The organism is Pseudomonas sp. AC169, assembly GCF_979258515.1.
Window position 1 is genome coordinate 2,833,457 of record NZ_OZ409866.1, and the last position, 18,290, is coordinate 2,851,746.

Consider the following 18,290-nt stretch of genomic DNA (forward strand, 5'->3'; position numbering starts at 1 on the left):
TGTTCAGCAGGCAATGAATGTCAGCGGCAAATCACGGATCTGCACCGGTACGCTCGGTTGGTAATGGTCGTCACTGGTCAGCTCGTGGAGCAGTTCTTCACGCAACTGATGGAAGTCGAAACTGCTGCGCTGGCGCGGGTGCGGCAGGGCGATGTCGACCACTTGTTTGATCCGCCCTGGACGTGGCTCCATCACCACCACGCGGTCGGCGAGGAAGATCGCTTCTTCGACGTCGTGGGTGACGAGGATCGTGGTGATTTTTGCGCGGTCGCGGATCGCCAGCAGCTCGTCCTGCATTTGCTGGCGGGTCAGCGCATCAAGCGCGCCGAAGGGTTCGTCGAGTAGCAGAATGCGCGGGCTGGCGACCAGACCGCGAGCTATCGCCACCCGCTGCGCCATGCCGCCGGAGAGTTGGTGCGGATAGGCGCGAGTGAAGTCGCGCAGGCCGACCAGATCGATAAAATCGTTGATCCGCTGATGCTTTTGCGTAGCGCTCAGTGGCTCGTTGACCAGTCCCAGACCGATGTTGTCGGCGACGGTCAGCCACGGGAATAAACGGTGTTCCTGAAAGACAATCCCGCGCTCGCCACCAATGCCGCTGACGGCTTTGCCGTCCACGGTAATCTGCCCGCGAAACTGCGTGTCGAGGCCGACCAATAAGCGCAGCAACGTCGATTTACCGCAGCCGCTGGAACCGACAATGGCGACGAATTCGCCCTCGGCAATGTCGAGGTTGAATTCGCGAATCGCCTCCAGTTCGAAACCGTCGACGTCGAAGGATTTGCCTACATGGTTGAAGCTGACAATCGGTGCGTTCATGCGTGTCTCCAGCGGGTCGCGCGAATTTCCAGGCGTTGGCCAATGAGGTTGAGCAGGGCGCCGGTAAGGCCGACGAAAAGCATGCCGGCCATGATCAGGTCCATGCGCAGCAGTTGTTGTGCGCCGATCATCTGGCTGCCGATGCCGCCGTTGGACGGCATGAAATATTCGGCGCCGATGGTGCCGAGCCAGGCATAGATCAGGCTCAGGCGCAGGCCGGCGAAAATCCCCGGCGCGGCGCCCGGCAGCACCAACCTGCGCAAGCGCTGGCCGAGGCTCAGGCGCAGCACTTGTGCGGCTTCGTTGAGTTGTGGCGAGAGGTTGGCGACGCTGCGTTGCGTAGCGATAAACAGCGGAAAGAACGCGGCGAGGGCGACGAATACCCACTTCGCCAATTCGCCGAGACCGAACCACGCGGTGAGCAGCGGCACCCAGGCGAAAATGGCAATTTGGCGAATGGCGGCGAGGGTCGGGCCGAGTAGGCGTTCGCTGATGTTCGATAAACCCAGCAGCAGGCCCAAGGCAAATCCGAGTCCACCGCCGAGCAACAGGCCACCGAGTGTACGGCCGAGGCTGAGGGCCATACCGCTGATCAACGTGCCGTCGAGCACGCCATCCCACGCGGTGCTCAAAACGGCTACCGGGCTGACCAGAATATTGGCGTCGACCCACTGCTGGTCATTCGCCAATTGCCACAATGCCAACAAGCCCAGCGGCAGCAGCCATGGTTGCAGACGCTGCCAGCCTGCATAGCGCGGACCACGACGAATTTCGGCGGTGGCCGGATGCGGCCAGTGCACCAGTTTTTTGTCCAGCAGGCCGATGCCGCGATCCATCGCCACACCGATCAAACCGATCACCACGATGCACACGAAAACGATGTCGAGCATGAACAACTGCCGCGCCCAGACCATCAGGTAACCGATGCCTTCACTGGAGGCCAGCAGCTCGACCGCCAGCAACGAAGTCCAGCCAGCAGCCAACGCTAGACGCACGCCGGCCATGAACGCGGGAAGAGCGGCGGGCAGCACCAGGCGACGAATCAGCAGATGCGGCGGCAGACGCAAAACAGCGGCAGCCTCGCGTAATTTCGGTTGAGCGTCACGCACGCCGACCAGCGTGTGCAGGGTCACCGGCACCACGACGGCTTTGATCAGCACCACCAGTTTCAACACTTCGCCGATGCCGAAAAACACCATGAACAACGGAATCCACGCCAGCGTCGGCACTTGCGCCAACCCGGCGAAAGTCGGGAAGACCAGACGTTCCAGGCGTTGACTGAACCCCAGTGCGGCACCGAGCAAAGCACCGGCCGAAATCCCCGCAAGCAAGCCCCAGAACAAGCGTTGCAGGCTGATCCACAAGTGGCTCCACAACTCGCCTTGCGACAACTCGACAGCGCTGTTCCACACCAGCGACGGCGCGGGCAGGATCTGCTCGCTCATCCATTGGTTGCGGGCGGCCAGCCACCACAGCGCAAACAGGCTAAGCGGCAGCACCCAGGGCAACAGGCGCTGGTTCAGGCTTGGCCAGGTACGGCGGCTTTTCAGCGGCGGCGCGGCGAGTGGAAGACTGAGCAAGGATTGGCGGGCCATGGGTGACCTCCGTTGTCGGGTTGGCTCAAGATCTCTAGCGGCATTAGCTAAAAACAAAAAGTTATAACAATGTCGAAATAGATTCTTTTAAGAGATAAGCGAAGCCATTTAAGGCCTCCAGCCCACACGCATCCAATGCATTCGAAGAATATTTTCGATGCTGTTAATGCATACGCCGCTGCAAGCCCCGCCGCTGCTCGCTTAGCGTAAAAAGCTATAAAAATGTGCATTTATAGTATTTAAGCGAAGGTATGCATTCGGCCTACTTTCGGCTCCTCAATGCCCGTCGTGATCAAGGAGCTGCACCCATGAACCTCCCCTTCAAACGTGTTTTCAGTCTGTTTGCCGTTCCTGCTCTGGCGGGCCTGCTGGCGTTTACCGCGCATGCCGACGAACTCAAGGAAATCAGAATCGCGGTGCCCGACCTGAGTGCCGGCAACCAGCACAGCGGCGGCGGGGTGGTCGACGTGCTGCGCGATCAACAGATTTTTGAAAAGGCCTTCGCCGATCAGGGCATCAAGATTCAGTGGAGTTTCTTCAAAGGCGCCGGGCCGGTGATCAACGAGGCATTCGCCAATGGCCAGGTTGATCTGGCGTATCTGGGCGATCTGGCGGCGATCATCGGCAAGTCCAATGGGCTGGATACGCGTTTGCTCAGTGCCAGTGCGCGTGGGGTGAAGCAGTATCTGGGCGTGGTGCCGGGGTCAGGGATCAAGACGCTGCAGGATCTGAAAGGCAAGCGCGTGGCGATCTTCCGCGGCACAGCAACCCAGTTGTCGTTTGACGCGGCGCTGGCCAGTCAGGGTCTGAGCGAGAAGGATCTGAAGGTCATCAATCTGGATTTCAATGCTGCGGTCGCGGCGTTGGCAGCCAAGCAGATCGATGCGTCATGGGGCAGCTCCGGGTTGACCGCATTGCAGGCCAAGGGCCTGGCCGAGTTGCCGCTGAACACCAAGGATCTCGGTGGCGCAGGCAGCGTGCAGTCGGTATTGGTCGGCACGGGCAAGTTTGTCGAAGCGCACCCGGAAGCGGTGGCCAAATTGCTCAAGGCGCAACAGCAGGCCGTGGAGTGGCTGACACAGGACAGCAACAAGGCCGCTTACGTGCAACTGGTCTCAGGGTTGGCCAGTTATCCGCCGGTGATCCTGACCCAGGATCTGCAGGATCAGAAGTTGAGCGAAGTGTTCCCGTCGACGCTGGATCCGGTGTTCCTCGGCAGTTTGCAGGACAAGGTCGATCTGGCGGCGCAGCAGAAGCTGATTCGCAAGCCGTTCAAGGTGAATGACTGGGTGGCGCCTGAGCTGGCAGCGGCCAAACTCTAACGTACGCCGATCGTTCCCACGCTCTGCGTGGGAACGCATCAATGGACGCTCTGCGTCCGCTTTGGGACGCGGAGCGTCCCGGGCTGCATTCCCACGCAGAGCGTGGGAACGATCTCTTCAAACAGCGACGCTGATCTCCTGCCGGTCCACCGCCACCAATGTCTCAATCAGCGCCCGCGCCGCCGGCGACAGGCGAAATCCGGTGCGACTGACGATCCCGCAGCGCGCATTCATGCTTTCCAGGTTCTGCGGCAGATTGCGCCAGTGCAGCAGCACCAGCGAACCCTTCGCGACGTCCTCGACAAACGCCTCTTCCGTGCCCACGCCAATCGCATTGGATTGCAGCACCACCTTCACCAGCGCCGGAAAGTGCTCGGTCTCGATGGTCGGTGAAAAGTCGATGCGCCCACTGAGGTTCGCCAGCAGTTTGCGAATGCCCGGCGGGATCAGCGTGGTCGCCAGCGGGTAGTCGAACATGTCGTTGGTCGACAAGCTCTCCTTGGCCAGCAACGGATGCCCCGGCCGGCAGAAAAACACCCCGCGTTTGGGCGTCAGTGCCTGGGTCTGGAAGTTCGGATCGGACTCGAAGTGACGGATGTCGGCGATAAAGAACTCGATCTCTTCACGGCTCAACGCGCGGCTGAGTTTTTCCCAGTTATCCACTTGAAAACAGGTGCGCACTTTCGGGTGCGCGTTGATGAATTGCGCCACGGCGTCCGGTACCAGTTTTACCGCCGGCGCGGGGCCGCAACCGAAGTGCACTTCACCGGCATCGAGCTTGGTCATCTGCGTCACTTCGGCACTCAGCAGCGCCGCGCCCTGCACCAGGCTCAAAGCGTGCTGCAGCACCACCTGGCCCTCGGGAGTGGGGCGCAGATCCTTGTTGCCGCGATCCACCAGCACGCAGCCGAACTCTTGCTCAAGCCCCTGAATGCTGCGGCTGAACGCCGGTTGAGTGATGCCCATCGCGTCCGCCGCACGGACAAAACTGCGGTGTTCGTTGAGGGCGATGAAGTAACGCAACTGGCGAAGATCCATATGCTTTTCCGGCATCCTAAAAATAGCTCGAAGGCATTTGCGACGAGGGTTGCTAGAGGTTTTAAATGCAAGCTCTTATTCCGTCAACGAAGCATGTGAATATCTATTAGATGTAAATGGAATATAGATAGAGCGTTGTTTCGCTGCCGCCAAACCGTAAGCAGTCGATGAGGGTCTACCCATGAGCAATGCCGCACTCGCAGTAAAACCCGCTGTCCACGCGCTGGAAATTCATCCGGTGGCCGGTCGTATCGGCGCCGAGATCCGTGGCGTGCATTTGTCCGGTGAGCTGGATGCCGCCACGATCGAAGCGATTCAACAGGCGTTGGTCGAGTACAAAGTCGTGTTCTTCCGCGAGCAGACCCAGCTTGATGATCAGCGTCAGGAAGCCTTCGCCCATTTGCTCGGCGAACCCGTGGCGCACCCGACTGTGCCGTCCCGCGAAGGCACGCGTTATCTGCTTGAACTGGACGGCGCTGAAGGCCAGCGCGCCAACTCCTGGCACACCGACGTGACCTTCGTCGACGCCTACCCGAAAGCCTCGATCCTGCGCTCGGTGGTGGCCCCGGCATTCGGCGGCGACACCTTGTGGGCCAACACCGCCACGGCGTACAACGGCTTGCCGACCGAGCTGCGTGAGCTGGCCGACAAACTGGTCGCTGTGCACAGCAACGAGTACGACTACGCCAGCGCCAAACCGGACGTGTCAGCGGAGAAGCTCGAGCGCTATCGCAAGGTTTTCACCTCCACCGTTTACGAGACCGAGCACCCGGTGGTGCGCGTGCACCCGATCAGTGGCGAGAAGAGCTTGTTGTTGGGGCATTTCGTCAAACGCATCAAGGGTTACTCGCAGGCCGATTCCGCACATTTGTTCGGCTTGCTGCAGAGCCATGTGATCCGCCAGGAAAACACCGTGCGCTGGCGCTGGAAGGCGGGTGATGTGGCGATCTGGGATAATCGCTCGACGCAGCATTACGCGATCGATGATTACGGCACTCAGGATCGGGTGGTGCGGCGGGTGACGTTGAAAGGTGAGGTGCCGGTTGGGGCTTCGGGACAGCGTAGCCAGACCATCAAAGGTCGCGATTGAAGATCAAAAGCCCCTCACCCCAGCCCTCTCCCGGAGGGAGAGGGAGCCGACCGAGTTGTCTCCCGCTATGCATCGACCTGAAAGATCTTTATCGATTATGGATTCGATGAAGCTGGATCAGGTCGGCGTACCTCTGAAACATCCCCCAATCAGTCCCCTCTCCCTCCGGGAGAGGGTTAGGGTGAGGGGCTCTCCCAGCTACCAAACCCCAATCTGCACAACCTTCTCGGTCTCCGGCTCACCATACCGAAACCGCTGCCCACGCCCATCAATCTCCTGATGACTAATCGTCGTCCGCCGCTTCAACCCCCGTACCCACTCAAACAAATACCCCGCATGCTCCTCGCGCACCGCCGCATACGCCGGGTCATCCCCCAAATCGCGCAACTCTTGCGGATCATTGAGCAGATCAAACAACTGTGGCCGAAAACCGTCGTACGCCAGGTATTTCCAGCGCTCGCTGCGCACCATGGTCATCCGGCAACGATCAATCGGCTGGCCCAAACGCTCCCGCGCCGGAGCCTGGAAGGCGTAGTCGTATTCGCTGATTGCATAGCGGCGCCAATCCGGATTTTCACCGTGCAGAAGCGGGATCAACGAACGCCCTTCAAGCCGATGCTCTGCCCCCGGCAATCCCAATGCCTGAAGAAACGTTGGCAACGCATCAATGGTTTCTGTCAGTCGATCATCGACGGTTCCCCGGGTGACATCCGCCGCCGCCCGAGGGTCGCGCACGATCAACGGCACGCCCACCGCCTGCTCCAGCAAAAACTCCTTCTCGCCGAGCCAGTGATCACCGAGGAAGTCGCCGTGATCGCTGGTGAACACGATCAGCGTGTCATTCCAGCGACCGCTGCTCTGCAGAAAATCGAACAGTCGTCCGAGTTGATCATCCACCTGCTTGATCAGACCCATATACGTAGGGATTACAGTCAATCGTACTGAGTCACGGGAGAAGTTGAGGCTTTCCTCATGCTGGCGAAAGGCAGTGTATACGGGGTGTTTGCTGGCCTCGGAGGGCGTCGCGCGGACCGCTTTGAGAATCGATTTCGTACTGTACAAGGCGTGGTACGGCGCCGGTACGATGTAGGGCCAGTGCGGTTTGATATAGGAAAGGTGTAAACACCACGATTTCTCGCCTTGCTCGGTGATGAAGTCGATGGCTCGATTTGTAGTGTAGACAGTCTCTGAGTGTTGCTCGGGAATTCGTGCTGGCAAATTCGCATGACGCATTTGCCAGCCGCTGAGGATTTCACCGTTTTCGCCTTCGGCGGCGTTGGCCCAGTCGTGCCAAGGGTTTTCGCCGTCGAAACCGTGTTCGCGTAGGTAGTGGGTGTAGGGCGCGGCTTCGCGTTTGTCGTCGAACAGCGGATCGTCGGGATAGATGCCGTCGTGGCGCATGTACGGTTCGAAGCCGACTTCATTGAGGATTTCGGCTTGCTCGCTTTCGGGATTGATCGCCAGGCGTTGCAAGGCATCGATGTTGGCGGTGGCGTGGGTCTTGCCGACCAGCGCGGTACGAATGCCGTGGGGACGCAGATAGTCGCCGATGGTCAGCTCATCCAGCGGTAACGGCACTGCGTTCCACGCTACTTGATGGCTGCTGACGTAGCGCCCGGTATAAGCCGACATCCGCGACGGCCCGCAGATCGTGCCTTGGGTGTAGGCGCGGCTGAAACGCACGCCGGCCGCAGCGAGTCGATCGATGTTTGGTGTATGCAGATGCGGATGGCCGTAGCAGGACAGGTAATCGCGGCGCAGTTGATCGCACATGATGTACAGCACGTTGCGCACGGGGTTTGGCGAGGTGGGCATGGGGTTTACCGGTCAATGGGACAGGCGAGGGTTTTCGCTTTCGGCGGGGGTGTTCGGCAAGTGCATTTGGGGAATGGGTTTTATGCAGGAAATGCATCGGTGCCTGCACTGGCCCCTTCGCGAGCAAGCTCGCTCCCACATTTAGACTGCGTTCCCCTGTGGGAGCGAGCTTGCTCGCGAAGAGGTCCGGTCAGACGGCAAGATTCTGCAGCGAGCAAACTTCCTCATCCTGCTGATCTATCTCTTTGATCTGCTCAATCATCGCCTGCGCCAACGGCGACAACCGATACCCCGCACGACTGACAATCCCATATCGGGTGTACAACTCCTCAAGATCATCCGCCAGTCCTTCGATGCGCAAACACACCAACTCGCCCTTGGCCTGGTGCAGCGCATCGGAATACGCGCCGACAATCCCGATCGCCTCCGAACGCAGCACCACGCTGAGCAGACTCGAGCTGTTTTCACACTCCACATTCGGGGTGAAATCCGGTCGCCCACTGAGATCGACGATCACCTTGCGCAGGTTCGGCGGGCGAATACTCACTGCCAGCGGATAGCTCATCAATTGCTCGGCGGTGACCCGCTCAAAACCCGCCAGCGGATGCGCCGCACGGCAGCAGAAATGCCATTTACGCGGCCGCAACCGGTGCGTCAGATAATCCGGATCCGCCTCGAAGTAGCGAGTGTCAGCGACAAAGAATTCGAACTCCTCGCTCATCAGTCGTTTGCTCAGACTCTGCCAGTCATCGACCTGAAACTGCACCCGCGCTTTCGGATAGCGTCCGATGAAGCTGCCAATCGCCCGAGGAATCAATCCCGCCGCCGGCGCCGGCCCACACCCAAAGCGCAATTCCCCCGCCTCCAGCCCATTGAACTGGCTGATCTCGTTGGCCATCTGCTGCGCGCCACTGACCAGTCGCCGCGCGTGTTCGAGCAACACCTGACCCTGCTTGGTCGGCGGTAATTCCTTGCGCCCGCGATCAACCAACTGACAACCGACGCTGTGCTCCAGCGCCTGAATACTGCGGCTGAACGCCGACTGCGACAGGTTCACCGCCTGCGCGCCCGCGACGAAGCTGCGTTGTTCAGCCAGGGCGATGAAGTGACGAAGTTGGCGCAAGTCGATATGCATTTTTCACATAAAAAATATCCGGGAAATGCATTGGATATGCATTAGGTCGACTCCTTATAAAGGCAATCTCTTATGCAGTAAATATTTGTAAATCCATAAATAAATAACTTAAAAGAATATGCAGCGCTGAAGATGTCTGTGTGTTTTTTGACCAGGAGCCGCGCCATGAGTCCGTTGAACCTTGCGTCACCCTTAACGCCACGACGGCTCAAACGCCTGCCTCTGGCCCTGTTGCTGGCAGGGAGCGCGAGCTGGACTCACGGCTACGCTGCTGAAGCAGAAACCCCTGCGCCAGTGCCGGCCGGCAAGCCTGCCGCCAATAGTTCGCAACTGGAAACCGTGACCGTCACCACCCGCCGTCGCGAAGAAAGTTCGCAGGATGTACCGACGCCAATGAGCGTGGTCAGCGGGCAGAATCTGGAGACGCAGCGGGTCTACCGGATTCAGGATTTGCAGCAACTGGTGCCGAGCGTCAACGTCGCTTATATGCATGCGCGCCAGTCCAGCGTGTCGATCCGTGGCTTGGGTAATAACCCGGCCAGTGATGGTCTGGAAGGCAGCGTCGGTTTGTACATCGACAACGTCTACCTGGGCCGTCCGGGGATGGCAGTGTTTGACTTGATGGACATCGAACAGCTTGAAGTGTTGCGTGGGCCGCAAGGCACGCTGTTCGGCAAAAACACCACCGCCGGGGTGATTAACATCAGCACCCGCGCGCCAACCTTCACGCCCGAACGCAGCATCGAAACGTCGGTCGGCGAGGACGGTTATTTCCAGACCAAGGGCACGATTTCCGGGCCGCTCAATGATCAACTCGCTGGACGCTTCTCGGCCTATCGCACCCGTAGTGACGGCGACATCAAAAACGAATACGACGGCCATGATTTGAATGGCGGCTCGCGCGAGGGCTTCCGCGCGCAACTGCTGTTCAAGCCCAATGAAGATTTCAACCTGCGCTGGATCGGCGACTACAACGAAGAGGATTCCAGCGCCGGCACCCGCGTGTTGTACAACACCGGGCCGACCATCAACGGCGTCAACCTGTACCAATCGCGCGCCAACGCGGCCGGCGCAACATTGGTCAACGGCTCACACCGCAAGGTCAATCTGGACAACGACCAGCATGTCACCGTGCATCAGGGCGGCACCTCGGTGGAGGCCAACTGGACGCTGCCGAGCGACTTCACGCTGACCTCGATCAGCTCCTATCGCTTCTGGAATTTCACCCCGCGCAACGACGATGGTCTCAACGTGCCGGCGAGTTACAACGCCGGGGTGTCGGTGGAAGACAAACAGTACTCGCAGGAATTTCGCCTGGCTTCGCCCAAGGGCGAGTTCTTCGATTACGTGGTCGGTGCCTACTATTTCGGTTCGGATCTGGACAACAAATCCTTTGCCTATTACGGACCGCAAGCGGATATATGGAATGGCACCGCGCCCGGTGCGCTGGCCAACGTCACCAGTGTCGGCAACGGCCATATCAAGACCGACAGCTTTGCGCTGTTCGCCCAAGGCACATGGCACCTCACCGAGCGGCTGGATTTCACCGCCGGGGTGCGTGGTACGTATGAAGAAAAATCTGCCTGGGTCACCCGCGATGCGCCGCTCGGTGGCGCCGCAGTAACGGGCGCTGCGGCCACAGCGCGACGCGGTCGTGCCGGCGCTTACGATTCCGGCGACTTGAATCAGTACAGCTCCAGTCCCTCCGGGCTGCTCAATCTCAGCTATCGCATCACCGATGATGTTCTGGGCTACGCCACGTTGTCCCACGGCGAGAAATCCGGCGGGGTCAACCTCGCCGTCGGTTCCGCTCCAGTGGCCGGCGCCGATTCGTTGCTGATCGGCACCGAACGTGCGAACAACGCCGAACTGGGTTTCAAAAGCACGCTGTGGGATCACCGTCTGCAACTCAACGCTAATGTGTTCTGGACCCAGGTCAACGCTTATCAGACCAACGCCTACGACGCCGAAAACCGCGTGCAATACCTGACCAACGCCGGCTCCGTGCGTTCGCGCGGGGTCGAGTTCGAAAGTACGGTGATCCCATTGCGCGGGCTGACGCTGAACATCAACGGTTCCTACAATGACGTCAGCTACCTTTCGTACAAAGATGCCCCGTGCCCGCCGGAAGTCAGCCAGGCGCCAGGTGCTCCAGCCTCATGCGACCTCAGTGGTCATCAAGTGGTCGGCGCTTCGAAGTGGATCGGCAACGCCAACGGCGAATACAAATGGAATCTGGATAACGGCTTTGAACCTTACGTCACCGCGAGCTACGCATTCCGCTCGAAAGCCGTCGGCACGGTGGAGGATTCCGACTACGGCCAGATCCCCAGTTATGCGGTGGTCAACTTCTCTACCGGCCTGCGCGGTGATTTCAATCAGGGCCAGTGGGATGTGTCGCTGTGGCTGAAAAACGCCTTCGACAAAACCTACTACACGACCCTGTGGACGGGCGGCAACGGCGGCTATGAGGGCCTGCTCGGAACACCTCGTACCCTCGGCGTCACCGGTCGCTACGACTTCTGACATCACGTGGAGGAAGTCACTGCACTATCAGGCAAAGGTCGGTCGCACATCGAGTGCTGCGCCCTTCGGAAATGACGTACTTGATGGTCGATTCCGTATTTGCAGTTGTTACGGAAATGACGCCTTTCGAATAGTCAGAATTCCAGACATCTCCCTTTTGCAGGACGAATTTTGTGCGCTGCTGGAAGACGTTGACCGGGCCATCGTGATTGTTTCGAACTGATACCGAGAGCTCCGGCGGTGTTCCGGAGCTGGCCGTTGGCGCTTGGGCTGGTGCGACGTCAACCTGGCCGTCGGGCGGTACGGTATCGGCCTGTGCGACCAGCAAACAGCTAGTCAGCATCAGAGGGAAAAAATAAATAAGGCGTTTGGCTTCCATAGCGAATTTCCTTGATCAGTCAGGTGACTTCGGATGTAGAGGGACGACGCCTATATTTAGGAAGCAAAACTCCGGCGTGTCACCTGTCAAACCTGACAGGTATGGAGTTTATGTGTGTTTCCCGTCGGTATGATTTATTCACGCAACGCCAACTTCATCGCGATCATCGACAAGAGCAGCGGCAAAGTGGTCTGGCGTCTTGGCCTAACCTGCCGCTGATCAACCCGAAAACCGCGCAGAAACTGCCGCGTCCGGTGGATCAGTTTGTCGGTCAGCATGATGCGCACATCATTCCGGCCGGATTGCCTGGCGCCGGTAACTTGCTGGTGTTCGATAACCAGGGGTCGGCGGGTTATCCGAACGTTACCCTCGGGCTGATTTCCGGCTCGCGCGTGCTGGAAATCGACCCGCTGAAAAACGAGATTGTCTGGCAGTACAGCGCTGCGAATTCGAAGCAGCCTGGGTGGGCGTTCTACAGTTCATTCATCAGCAGTGCGCGGCGCTTGCCCAATGGCAACACGCTGATCGACGAGGGCATGAACGGACGGTTTTTCCAGGTGACGGCCAACGGTGAAAACGTCTGGGAATACATCAGCCTGTATCTCGGCAAGGCACCGGGCAGCGACGCGATCAGCAACTGGGTGTATCGGGCGTTGCCTGTGAGTTATGACTGGGTGCCAACGGGCACGCCACGCTCCGAGACAGCGGTTGATGCACCGGTTGTCGGCGTGCAGCAAACCAATGCCAGTCGTTAGTTGAATTGGAATTAATGCTCGAACGAACGGCGATAAGTTATGAGCGAGTTGAATAGTGTTTATTGCAATTTAGTTAGTCAGTGGCGTGGACAATAATTGAATGTCGAACCATTCTGACTGTCGTGAGTTTCCAGGAGGAAACTTGCTCTCATCGGAAGACACTTATCCAACGATAAAGGAAATCTCGTTATGTCGAGCATTAATGGCACTTATGTAAATTCCAACTCTGGCGCCAAGCTGGTGATTACCGATGGTAATGATTCCAACGGCTCGTTCAGCGGAACGTTGAGTCAGGGTGGCGTGAATTACGACATCCGCTATGGAAACTACCATTTCCAGAACAGTACCGGTAACCCGACCACCATTGCAGTACTTGCTCAGAATGGTAATAGCGGTTATCAGACATGGACACTGTTTTCGCCGGATCATAACTATGCAAAATTGCGCGCTGCCGGCTCCCGTACAAACTTCGATGGTGATGTGGTGACCCTGGGCGGAGAATTCGTCAAACAGTAATCCCGTTTAAATATTTATAAGGCCGGTGCACGAAAGTGCTCCGGCTTTTTTTATTTTGGAAAAAACAACTATCTGCTTGGTATTAATCGTCCCGCAAAACCGGGTCAACCGAATTTGATGCGTTGCATGAATACTTTCAATGCCTGAAAAGCATTCGCTTTTTCACCTGTCGCTGCAGCCCGCGTAGCACGCGGCTTTGGCGGAATTGATCAATTTATATATTCCATAAAAGCCTATGCATAACGTTAAAGATTACTTTCGGAGATAAGCGTCAAGCCCAATGATTCACCCATCGATCCGCCGTGGGGGATTCAACAAACGGTCGATCGGCAGTTTTTGTAGAGAACGCAAAAAGACCGCAGGGAGTGAATCAATGGGCAATGTCCAGACCGCCGCCAGCACAGAGGAATTGCTGTGGCGTCAGACGCCGGGTGGCGAATTGGTCGATCTCGGCCGGCCGCATCGTGTGCCGCTGGGGCAGTTGCGGTTGCAGCGTGCGCCCAAAGGCATTTTGAGCCGACGCGAAACCCTTCTGCTCGGCGTGCTCGCGCTGGTGGTGCATGGCGCGGTGATCTACTGGATCAGCCAGAAACCGACGCCAGTGCTGCCAATCGTGCCGCCGGAAATTCCGCCGATGACCATCGAGTTCTCGCGCCCGGCACCGCCAGCGCCACCGGTTGTCGAGCCACCACCGCCTGCGCCCGTTGTTGAGCCACCGCCGCCGGTAGAAGACGAGTTGGCAGTAAAGCCGCCGCCGCCAAAACCCGTTCCGAAACCGAAACCGGTGGTTAAACAGGTACCCAAACCAGCACCGAAAGCCGTCGAGCAGCCACCCGCGCCGCCACAACCGGCCGCCCCGATTGCAGCGCCAGCGCCACCTGCTCCGCCCGCGCCGGCACCGGTAACCCCGGCCTCAGCGAATGCCGCGTACCTGAAAAACCCGGCACCGGAATACCCGTCGCTGGCTCAGCGTCGCGGTTGGGAAGGCACGGTGTTGCTGCGCGTGCATGTGTTGGCCAGTGGCAAACCGGGTGAGATCCAGATAGCCAAAAGCAGCGGCCGGCAGCAGCTCGACGACGCGGCGCTGAACGCCGTCAAACGCTGGAGTTTTGTCCCGGCCAAGCAGGGTGATGTCGCCCAGGACGGCTGGGTCAGCGTGCCCATCGATTTCAAGATTCATTAAACCGAAACCAAATTCGCGCGAAACGTTTACACGAGGGAATACATCATGACGTTACTGGCATCTCCACTGGAATCCATCGAAAGCGCGGTGATCTGGCTGCTGGTGGTTTTTTCCGTCGCCACCTGGGGCCTGGCATTGCTCAAGGCTGTGCAGTTCGGTCGTTTGAAGGCGCAGGACCGGCGTTTTCATAAACGTTTCTGGGCGGCGTCGAGTCTCGACTCCGCCGCTGAGTTAAGCGAAACCCAACCGGGCGCTGCAGCGCGGGTGGCGCAAGCCGGTTACGCGGCGATTCAGGTGGGCGAGGCGCCTCAGGCCAATGATTTGAGCCAGGCGATCAACCATCAGGATCGACTGGAGCGCGCCTTGCGCCAGCAGATCGTCCGCGAACGGCGTTCGCTGGAAACTGGTCTGGCCGTGGTCGCGAGTATTGGCAGCACGTCGCCGTTCATTGGTTTGTTCGGCACAGTGTGGGGAATCATGGAGGCGTTGAAAGGCATCAGCGCGGCTGGTTCAGCGAGCCTGGAAACGGTCGCCGGGCCGATCGGTGCAGCGCTGGTTGCGACCGGTGTGGGTATCGCCGTCGCGGTGCCGGCGGTGCTGGTTTACAACTACTTTTTGCGTCGGTTGAAACTGACGGCGGCGGATCTGGATGACTTCGCCCACGACTTCTACAGCCTGGCGCAGAAGAGTGCGTTCCGCGTGTTGATTCACCCGACCGCGCACAAGGTTGCAGCGCAGGGCAACGCGGCAAAAGTGAAGGAGGCGTCCTGATATGGCCTTCTCCACGCAAGACAGCGATGAGGTACTCAGCGAGATCAACGTGACGCCGCTGGTGGACGTGATGCTGGTGCTGCTGGTGGTGTTTATCGTCACCGCGCCGCTGCTGACCAATGCGATACCGATCAACCTGCCGAAGACCGAAGCGGTGGCGCCGGTCGAGCAGAAGGATCCGCTGGTGGTGAGCATCGATGGCGCCGGCAAATTGTTTATCAACAAGGACGAGATTCAGCCGGACTTGCTGGAATTCAACCTCAAGTCGGCCAAGGCCAAGGACCCGGAAGTGCGCGTGCAATTGCAGGCGGATGACGGGGTGAATTACGGCGAAGTGGCGCGGGCGATGGCCTCGATTGAACGGGCGGGGATTACCAAGTTGTCGGTGATTACTGCGCGGTGACAGATTCAACGTTTTTCCGGGGCCGTCTCCTTGGCAGGGTGCGGCCCTTTTTTTATTTCTGGCATTAAAAGCAGAACCCTCACCCTAACCCTCTCCCAGAGGGAGAGGGGACTGACCGAGGTGATTGTTCGAGGTACGCCGACCTGAGATTTCGAGCCGAACTCAAGATTTGAACAGGATGAAGATCGGCTCCCTTCCCCCTCGCCCCCTTGGGGGAGAGGGCTGGGGTGAGGGGGAAAGGATCTAAAGTCATACACAATACTCATATTCAATTCAGGTCTTAATAAATAGCTTCTTATTCCTTAACGAATATAAATCCCCTCCCTATACTCGCTCAGGAACAGACACGACGCAGGAGAGCTCCCCATGCGCAACGAATCAATCCGCTACCTGATTGTGCCGGGCTGGCAAGGATCGCCAGAAGATCATTGGCAAAGCCATTGGCAGAACAGTCTGCCAAACAGTGCGCGGGTCGAGCAGGCCGATTGGCTGACGCCGCGTCGTGAAGACTGGGTGGCGGCACTGGCCGAGGCGATTGCTGCCGACAGCACGCCCGTCATCCTTATCGCCCACAGCCTCGGCTGCGTTACCGTTGCCCACTGGGCGGCCACTGCGCCGCTGCAATACCTGCGTCAGGTACGCGGCGCCTTGCTGGTCGCGCCAGCCGATGTCGAGCGCCCAACCTGCGCGCCGGCGCTGCGTAACTTCGCACCGATCCCGACTGATTTGCTGCCTTTTCCGAGCCAGGTCGTCAGTTCCGACAACGACGCCGCCGTCAGTGCGCCGCGCGCTCTGGAGCTGGCGCGCAACTGGGGCGCCGAGGCGGGGATTCTTGCTGGCGCCGGACACATCAACGTCAAGTCCGGGCATCAGCGTTGGGAGCAGGGTTTTGCCTATCTCTATCGCCTGCAAAACCGCATGGAACACCACGCCCGCCGCCGCGCCTGATTTTTATTTCTTTCAACGCCCCCGTCTGCCGGCGGTTTTGGGCGGGAGTCTGCCATGAGTTTTGAAACCTTCGGTCAGCCATTGCTGACCTTTCCCGACGCTGAAAAAAGTCCCCTGAGCATTCGCGCCAAGGCGTTGGTGTTTGTCGACCCGCGCTCGCGTCAGTTACGCGAAGAGCTGGAGCAACTGGCACCGCGTTCGATTTCAGTGTTGATTCGCGGTGAGACGGGAACCGGTAAAGAGTTGCTCGCCCGGCACATCCATCGCGCCAGTGACCGCAGCGGTCTGTTCGTTTCGGTCAATTGCGGTGCGATCAGTCCGACTTATGCCGATGCCGAACTGTTCGGCTACGCTGCTGGCACGTTCAGCGGCTCGGCCAGCAGCCGCGCCGGTTGGTTTGGTTCGGCCAATGGCGGCACGCTGTACCTGGACGAAATTGGCGACTTGCCGCTGCCAATCCAGATCAAATTGCTCGCCGCCCTGGAGAATCATGAAGTCACCCGGGTCGGTGCGCATCAGCCGAGTCCGGTGGATGTGCGTCTGGTGGCCGCGACCAGTATCGATCTGGCACAGGCAGTGGACGCCGGGAAATTCCACGAGCGGCTTTATCACTACCTCAGCGAAGGTCATCTCGAGTTGCCGGCGTTGCGCGCGCGTACCGGCGATATCCTCTCGCTGGCCGAGTACTTCCTTGGCATCTACAGCCAGCGTCTCGACCTCCCTGTGCCGCTGATCAGCGAAGCCGCGCAGCATGTACTCGAACAACACAGCTGGCCGGGCAACACCCGCGAGCTGGAAAATGTTATTCACTTTGCACTGCTGGTGAGCACCGGTGACGAGATTCTCCCGGAGCACCTGAATCTGCCCGAGGTGTCTGGGCCGCAGCTTCAGATCGAACGGCTGGTTGCACAAATCAACATCGGCGGCAGCGTCGATGAGCGTAAGGCCTTGAAAGATTTGCTGATTCGTTTGAGTGAAGGTTTGTAACCGTTTCGTTCAACATGAACAAAATGGAATATGAAGCTGAATAAACGTTATTGTCCGGGAATAAAAAATCCCGGTATTGTCCGACCCACGCCAGCGATATCACTTCACTGGCACACGTATTAAATGCCGTCGCCATGTGCGACCGTGATTTTCGATAAGGACACTGCATGAAAAAGGTTCTGTTGTTTACCGCATTGGCGGCTGCTCTGACTGCTTCCCTGGCCAATGCCGGCGAGAAACTGGTGGTTGCTGCGACCCCGGTGCCGCACGCTGAAATCCTCGAGCTGATCAAACCGACCCTGGCCAAAGAAGGCGTGGATCTGGAAATCAAAGTCTTCACCGACTACGTTCAGCCGAACGTACAGGTTGGCGAGAAGCGTCTGGACGCCAACTACTTCCAGACCCTGCCGTACCTGAACAGCTTCAACCAGGGCAAATACAAGGACGACAAGTCCAAGTACCTGGTGACTGTGCAAGGCGTGCACGTTGAACCGTTCGGTGGCTACTCGAGCAAGTACAAGACCCTGGCTGAACTGCCGGACGGCGCGACCATCGCCATCCCGAACGAAGGCAGCAACAGCGGCCGTGCGCTGATCCTGCTGCAGAAGGCTGGCCTGATCGAGCTGAAAGACCCGAAAAACGCTCTGGCTACACCGAAAGACATCGCCAAGAACCCGCACAACTTCAAGTTCAAGGAACTGGAATCGGCGCTGCTGCCACGCGTTCTGAAGGAAGTTGATCTGGACATGATCAACACCAACTACGCGCTGGAAGCCAAGTTGAATCCGACCAAGGATGCGCTGGTGATCGAAGGCGCTGACTCGCCGTACGTGAATTTCCTGGTGGCCCGTGAGGACAACAAGAACAGCGACGCGATCCAGAAACTGGCCAAAGCCCTGACCAGCCCGGAAGTCAAAGCGTTCATCGAGAAGAAGTACAACGGCGCGGTACTGCCGGCGTTCTGATCTGACGCTTGAACACCCCCTTCAAGGTGTGAAAACGCCGATG

General features: G+C 58.7%; 16 protein-coding genes and 1 pseudogene. 11 read left to right on the forward strand and 6 right to left on the reverse strand.

Annotated elements, in window-relative coordinates:
* Window positions 1-3 precede the first annotated feature (3 nt).
* Both ACZZ0G_RS12850 and ACZZ0G_RS12855 read right to left on the reverse strand, forming a co-directional pair.
* Window positions 4-819, reverse strand: coding sequence for an ABC transporter ATP-binding protein (locus tag ACZZ0G_RS12850; protein ID WP_463556374.1), 816 nt, complete (start codon window positions 817-819; stop codon window positions 4-6).
* Entirely contained in the window at window positions 816-2,414 is a 1,599-nt protein-coding gene (locus ACZZ0G_RS12855; protein ID WP_463556375.1) for an ABC transporter permease, read from the reverse strand. Before ACZZ0G_RS12855 ends, ACZZ0G_RS12850 begins: the two co-directional genes overlap by 4 nt.
* Window positions 2,415-2,722: 308 nt before the next feature.
* On the opposite strand from ACZZ0G_RS12855, the gene ACZZ0G_RS12860 reads away from it, so the two are divergent.
* The gene (locus tag ACZZ0G_RS12860; RefSeq protein WP_463556376.1) at window positions 2,723-3,736 is read left to right on the forward strand and encodes an ABC transporter substrate-binding protein; all 1,014 of its coding nucleotides are present in this window, start codon (window positions 2,723-2,725) and stop codon (window positions 3,734-3,736) included.
* A gap of 117 nt (window positions 3,737-3,853) precedes the next feature.
* On the opposite strand, the gene ACZZ0G_RS12865 is transcribed toward ACZZ0G_RS12860, so the two are convergent.
* Window positions 3,854-4,774 (reverse strand): LysR family transcriptional regulator, encoded by a 921-nt coding sequence (locus tag ACZZ0G_RS12865; protein ID WP_463398096.1) that lies wholly within the window; start codon window positions 4,772-4,774, stop codon window positions 3,854-3,856.
* Window positions 4,775-4,955: 181 nt separating this feature from the next.
* Between ACZZ0G_RS12865 and ACZZ0G_RS12870 the strand changes: the two genes are divergently transcribed.
* Window positions 4,956-5,864 carry a TauD/TfdA dioxygenase family protein gene (locus tag ACZZ0G_RS12870; RefSeq protein WP_463556377.1) on the forward strand — a complete coding sequence of 303 codons (909 nt, stop codon included), beginning with the start codon at window positions 4,956-4,958 and terminating at the stop codon, window positions 5,862-5,864.
* 198 nt (window positions 5,865-6,062) lie between these two features.
* On the opposite strand, the gene ACZZ0G_RS12875 is transcribed toward ACZZ0G_RS12870, so the two are convergent.
* Both ACZZ0G_RS12875 and ACZZ0G_RS12880 read right to left on the reverse strand, forming a co-directional pair.
* Entirely contained in the window at window positions 6,063-7,679 is a 1,617-nt protein-coding gene (locus ACZZ0G_RS12875) for an alkaline phosphatase family protein (RefSeq protein WP_463556378.1), read from the reverse strand.
* Between the two features lie 190 nt (window positions 7,680-7,869).
* Window positions 7,870-8,814 (reverse strand): LysR family transcriptional regulator, encoded by a 945-nt coding sequence (locus tag ACZZ0G_RS12880; RefSeq protein WP_463556379.1) that lies wholly within the window; start codon window positions 8,812-8,814, stop codon window positions 7,870-7,872.
* Window positions 8,815-8,979: 165 nt separating this feature from the next.
* Between ACZZ0G_RS12880 and ACZZ0G_RS12885 the strand changes: the two genes are divergently transcribed.
* Window positions 8,980-11,340 (forward strand): TonB-dependent receptor, encoded by a 2,361-nt coding sequence (locus ACZZ0G_RS12885; protein ID WP_463556380.1) that lies wholly within the window; start codon window positions 8,980-8,982, stop codon window positions 11,338-11,340.
* 16 nt (window positions 11,341-11,356) lie between these two features.
* Here the strand turns inward: ACZZ0G_RS12885 and ACZZ0G_RS12890 are convergent, their stop codons facing one another.
* Entirely contained in the window at window positions 11,357-11,719 is a 363-nt protein-coding gene (locus ACZZ0G_RS12890; protein ID WP_463556381.1) for a hypothetical protein, read from the reverse strand.
* Window positions 11,720-11,848: 129 nt separating this feature from the next.
* Between ACZZ0G_RS12890 and ACZZ0G_RS12895 the strand changes: the two are divergent.
* The 8 genes and pseudogenes from ACZZ0G_RS12895 to ACZZ0G_RS12930 form a co-directional block, all read left to right on the forward strand.
* Window positions 11,849-12,474 (forward strand): annotated as a pseudogene (locus ACZZ0G_RS12895) (aryl-sulfate sulfotransferase); the annotation flags it as partial.
* A 189-nt stretch (window positions 12,475-12,663) separates the two neighbouring features.
* Window positions 12,664-12,990, forward strand: coding sequence for a hypothetical protein (locus ACZZ0G_RS12900; protein ID WP_122605710.1), 327 nt, complete (start codon window positions 12,664-12,666; stop codon window positions 12,988-12,990).
* A 373-nt stretch (window positions 12,991-13,363) separates the two neighbouring features.
* Window positions 13,364-14,173: an energy transducer TonB gene (locus ACZZ0G_RS12905; protein ID WP_463556382.1), complete on the forward strand. Its 810-nt coding sequence runs from the start codon at window positions 13,364-13,366 to the stop codon at window positions 14,171-14,173.
* A 45-nt stretch (window positions 14,174-14,218) separates the two neighbouring features.
* On the forward strand, window positions 14,219-14,944 hold the full coding sequence (locus tag ACZZ0G_RS12910) for a MotA/TolQ/ExbB proton channel family protein (RefSeq protein ID WP_223025583.1): 726 nt from the start codon (window positions 14,219-14,221) through the stop codon (window positions 14,942-14,944).
* 1 nt (window position 14,945) lies between these two features.
* A complete protein-coding gene (locus tag ACZZ0G_RS12915) occupies window positions 14,946-15,347 on the forward strand; it encodes an ExbD/TolR family protein (RefSeq protein ID WP_003220570.1) in 402 nt (133 codons plus the stop codon).
* Window positions 15,348-15,713: 366 nt separating this feature from the next.
* Window positions 15,714-16,295 carry an alpha/beta hydrolase gene (locus ACZZ0G_RS12920; protein ID WP_038359745.1) on the forward strand — a complete coding sequence of 194 codons (582 nt, stop codon included), beginning with the start codon at window positions 15,714-15,716 and terminating at the stop codon, window positions 16,293-16,295.
* 54 nt (window positions 16,296-16,349) lie between these two features.
* A complete protein-coding gene (locus ACZZ0G_RS12925) occupies window positions 16,350-17,282 on the forward strand; it encodes a sigma 54-interacting transcriptional regulator (protein ID WP_463556383.1) in 933 nt (310 codons plus the stop codon).
* 167 nt (window positions 17,283-17,449) lie between these two features.
* Window positions 17,450-18,247, forward strand: a complete 798-nt coding sequence (locus tag ACZZ0G_RS12930) for a MetQ/NlpA family ABC transporter substrate-binding protein (protein WP_016985636.1) — start codon at window positions 17,450-17,452, stop codon at window positions 18,245-18,247.
* Window positions 18,248-18,290 lie beyond the last annotated feature (43 nt).

Excerpts from the sequence above, each read along its gene's own strand:
- ACZZ0G_RS12870 (WP_463556377.1), top strand. The coding sequence starts at position 4,956 with ATGAGCAATGCCGCACTCGCAGTAAAACCCGCTGTCCACGCGCTGGAA.
- ACZZ0G_RS12905 (WP_463556382.1), top strand. The coding sequence starts at position 13,364 with ATGGGCAATGTCCAGACCGCCGCCAGCACAGAGGAATTGCTGTGGCGT.
- ACZZ0G_RS12915 (WP_003220570.1), top strand. The coding sequence starts at position 14,946 with ATGGCCTTCTCCACGCAAGACAGCGATGAGGTACTCAGCGAGATCAAC.
- ACZZ0G_RS12880 (WP_463556379.1), bottom strand. The coding sequence starts at position 8,814 with ATGCATATCGACTTGCGCCAACTTCGTCACTTCATCGCCCTGGCTGAA.
- ACZZ0G_RS12855 (WP_463556375.1), bottom strand. The coding sequence starts at position 2,414 with ATGGCCCGCCAATCCTTGCTCAGTCTTCCACTCGCCGCGCCGCCGCTG.
- ACZZ0G_RS12910 (WP_223025583.1), top strand. The coding sequence starts at position 14,219 with ATGACGTTACTGGCATCTCCACTGGAATCCATCGAAAGCGCGGTGATC.
- ACZZ0G_RS12890 (WP_463556381.1), bottom strand. The coding sequence starts at position 11,719 with ATGGAAGCCAAACGCCTTATTTATTTTTTCCCTCTGATGCTGACTAGC.
- ACZZ0G_RS12865 (WP_463398096.1), bottom strand. The coding sequence starts at position 4,774 with ATGGATCTTCGCCAGTTGCGTTACTTCATCGCCCTCAACGAACACCGC.
- ACZZ0G_RS12930 (WP_016985636.1), top strand. The coding sequence starts at position 17,450 with ATGAAAAAGGTTCTGTTGTTTACCGCATTGGCGGCTGCTCTGACTGCT.
- ACZZ0G_RS12920 (WP_038359745.1), top strand. The coding sequence starts at position 15,714 with ATGCGCAACGAATCAATCCGCTACCTGATTGTGCCGGGCTGGCAAGGA.
- ACZZ0G_RS12860 (WP_463556376.1), top strand. The coding sequence starts at position 2,723 with ATGAACCTCCCCTTCAAACGTGTTTTCAGTCTGTTTGCCGTTCCTGCT.
- ACZZ0G_RS12885 (WP_463556380.1), top strand. The coding sequence starts at position 8,980 with ATGAGTCCGTTGAACCTTGCGTCACCCTTAACGCCACGACGGCTCAAA.
- ACZZ0G_RS12925 (WP_463556383.1), top strand. The coding sequence starts at position 16,350 with ATGAGTTTTGAAACCTTCGGTCAGCCATTGCTGACCTTTCCCGACGCT.
- ACZZ0G_RS12900 (WP_122605710.1), top strand. The coding sequence starts at position 12,664 with ATGTCGAGCATTAATGGCACTTATGTAAATTCCAACTCTGGCGCCAAG.
- ACZZ0G_RS12850 (WP_463556374.1), bottom strand. The coding sequence starts at position 819 with ATGAACGCACCGATTGTCAGCTTCAACCATGTAGGCAAATCCTTCGAC.
- ACZZ0G_RS12875 (WP_463556378.1), bottom strand. The coding sequence starts at position 7,679 with ATGCCCACCTCGCCAAACCCCGTGCGCAACGTGCTGTACATCATGTGC.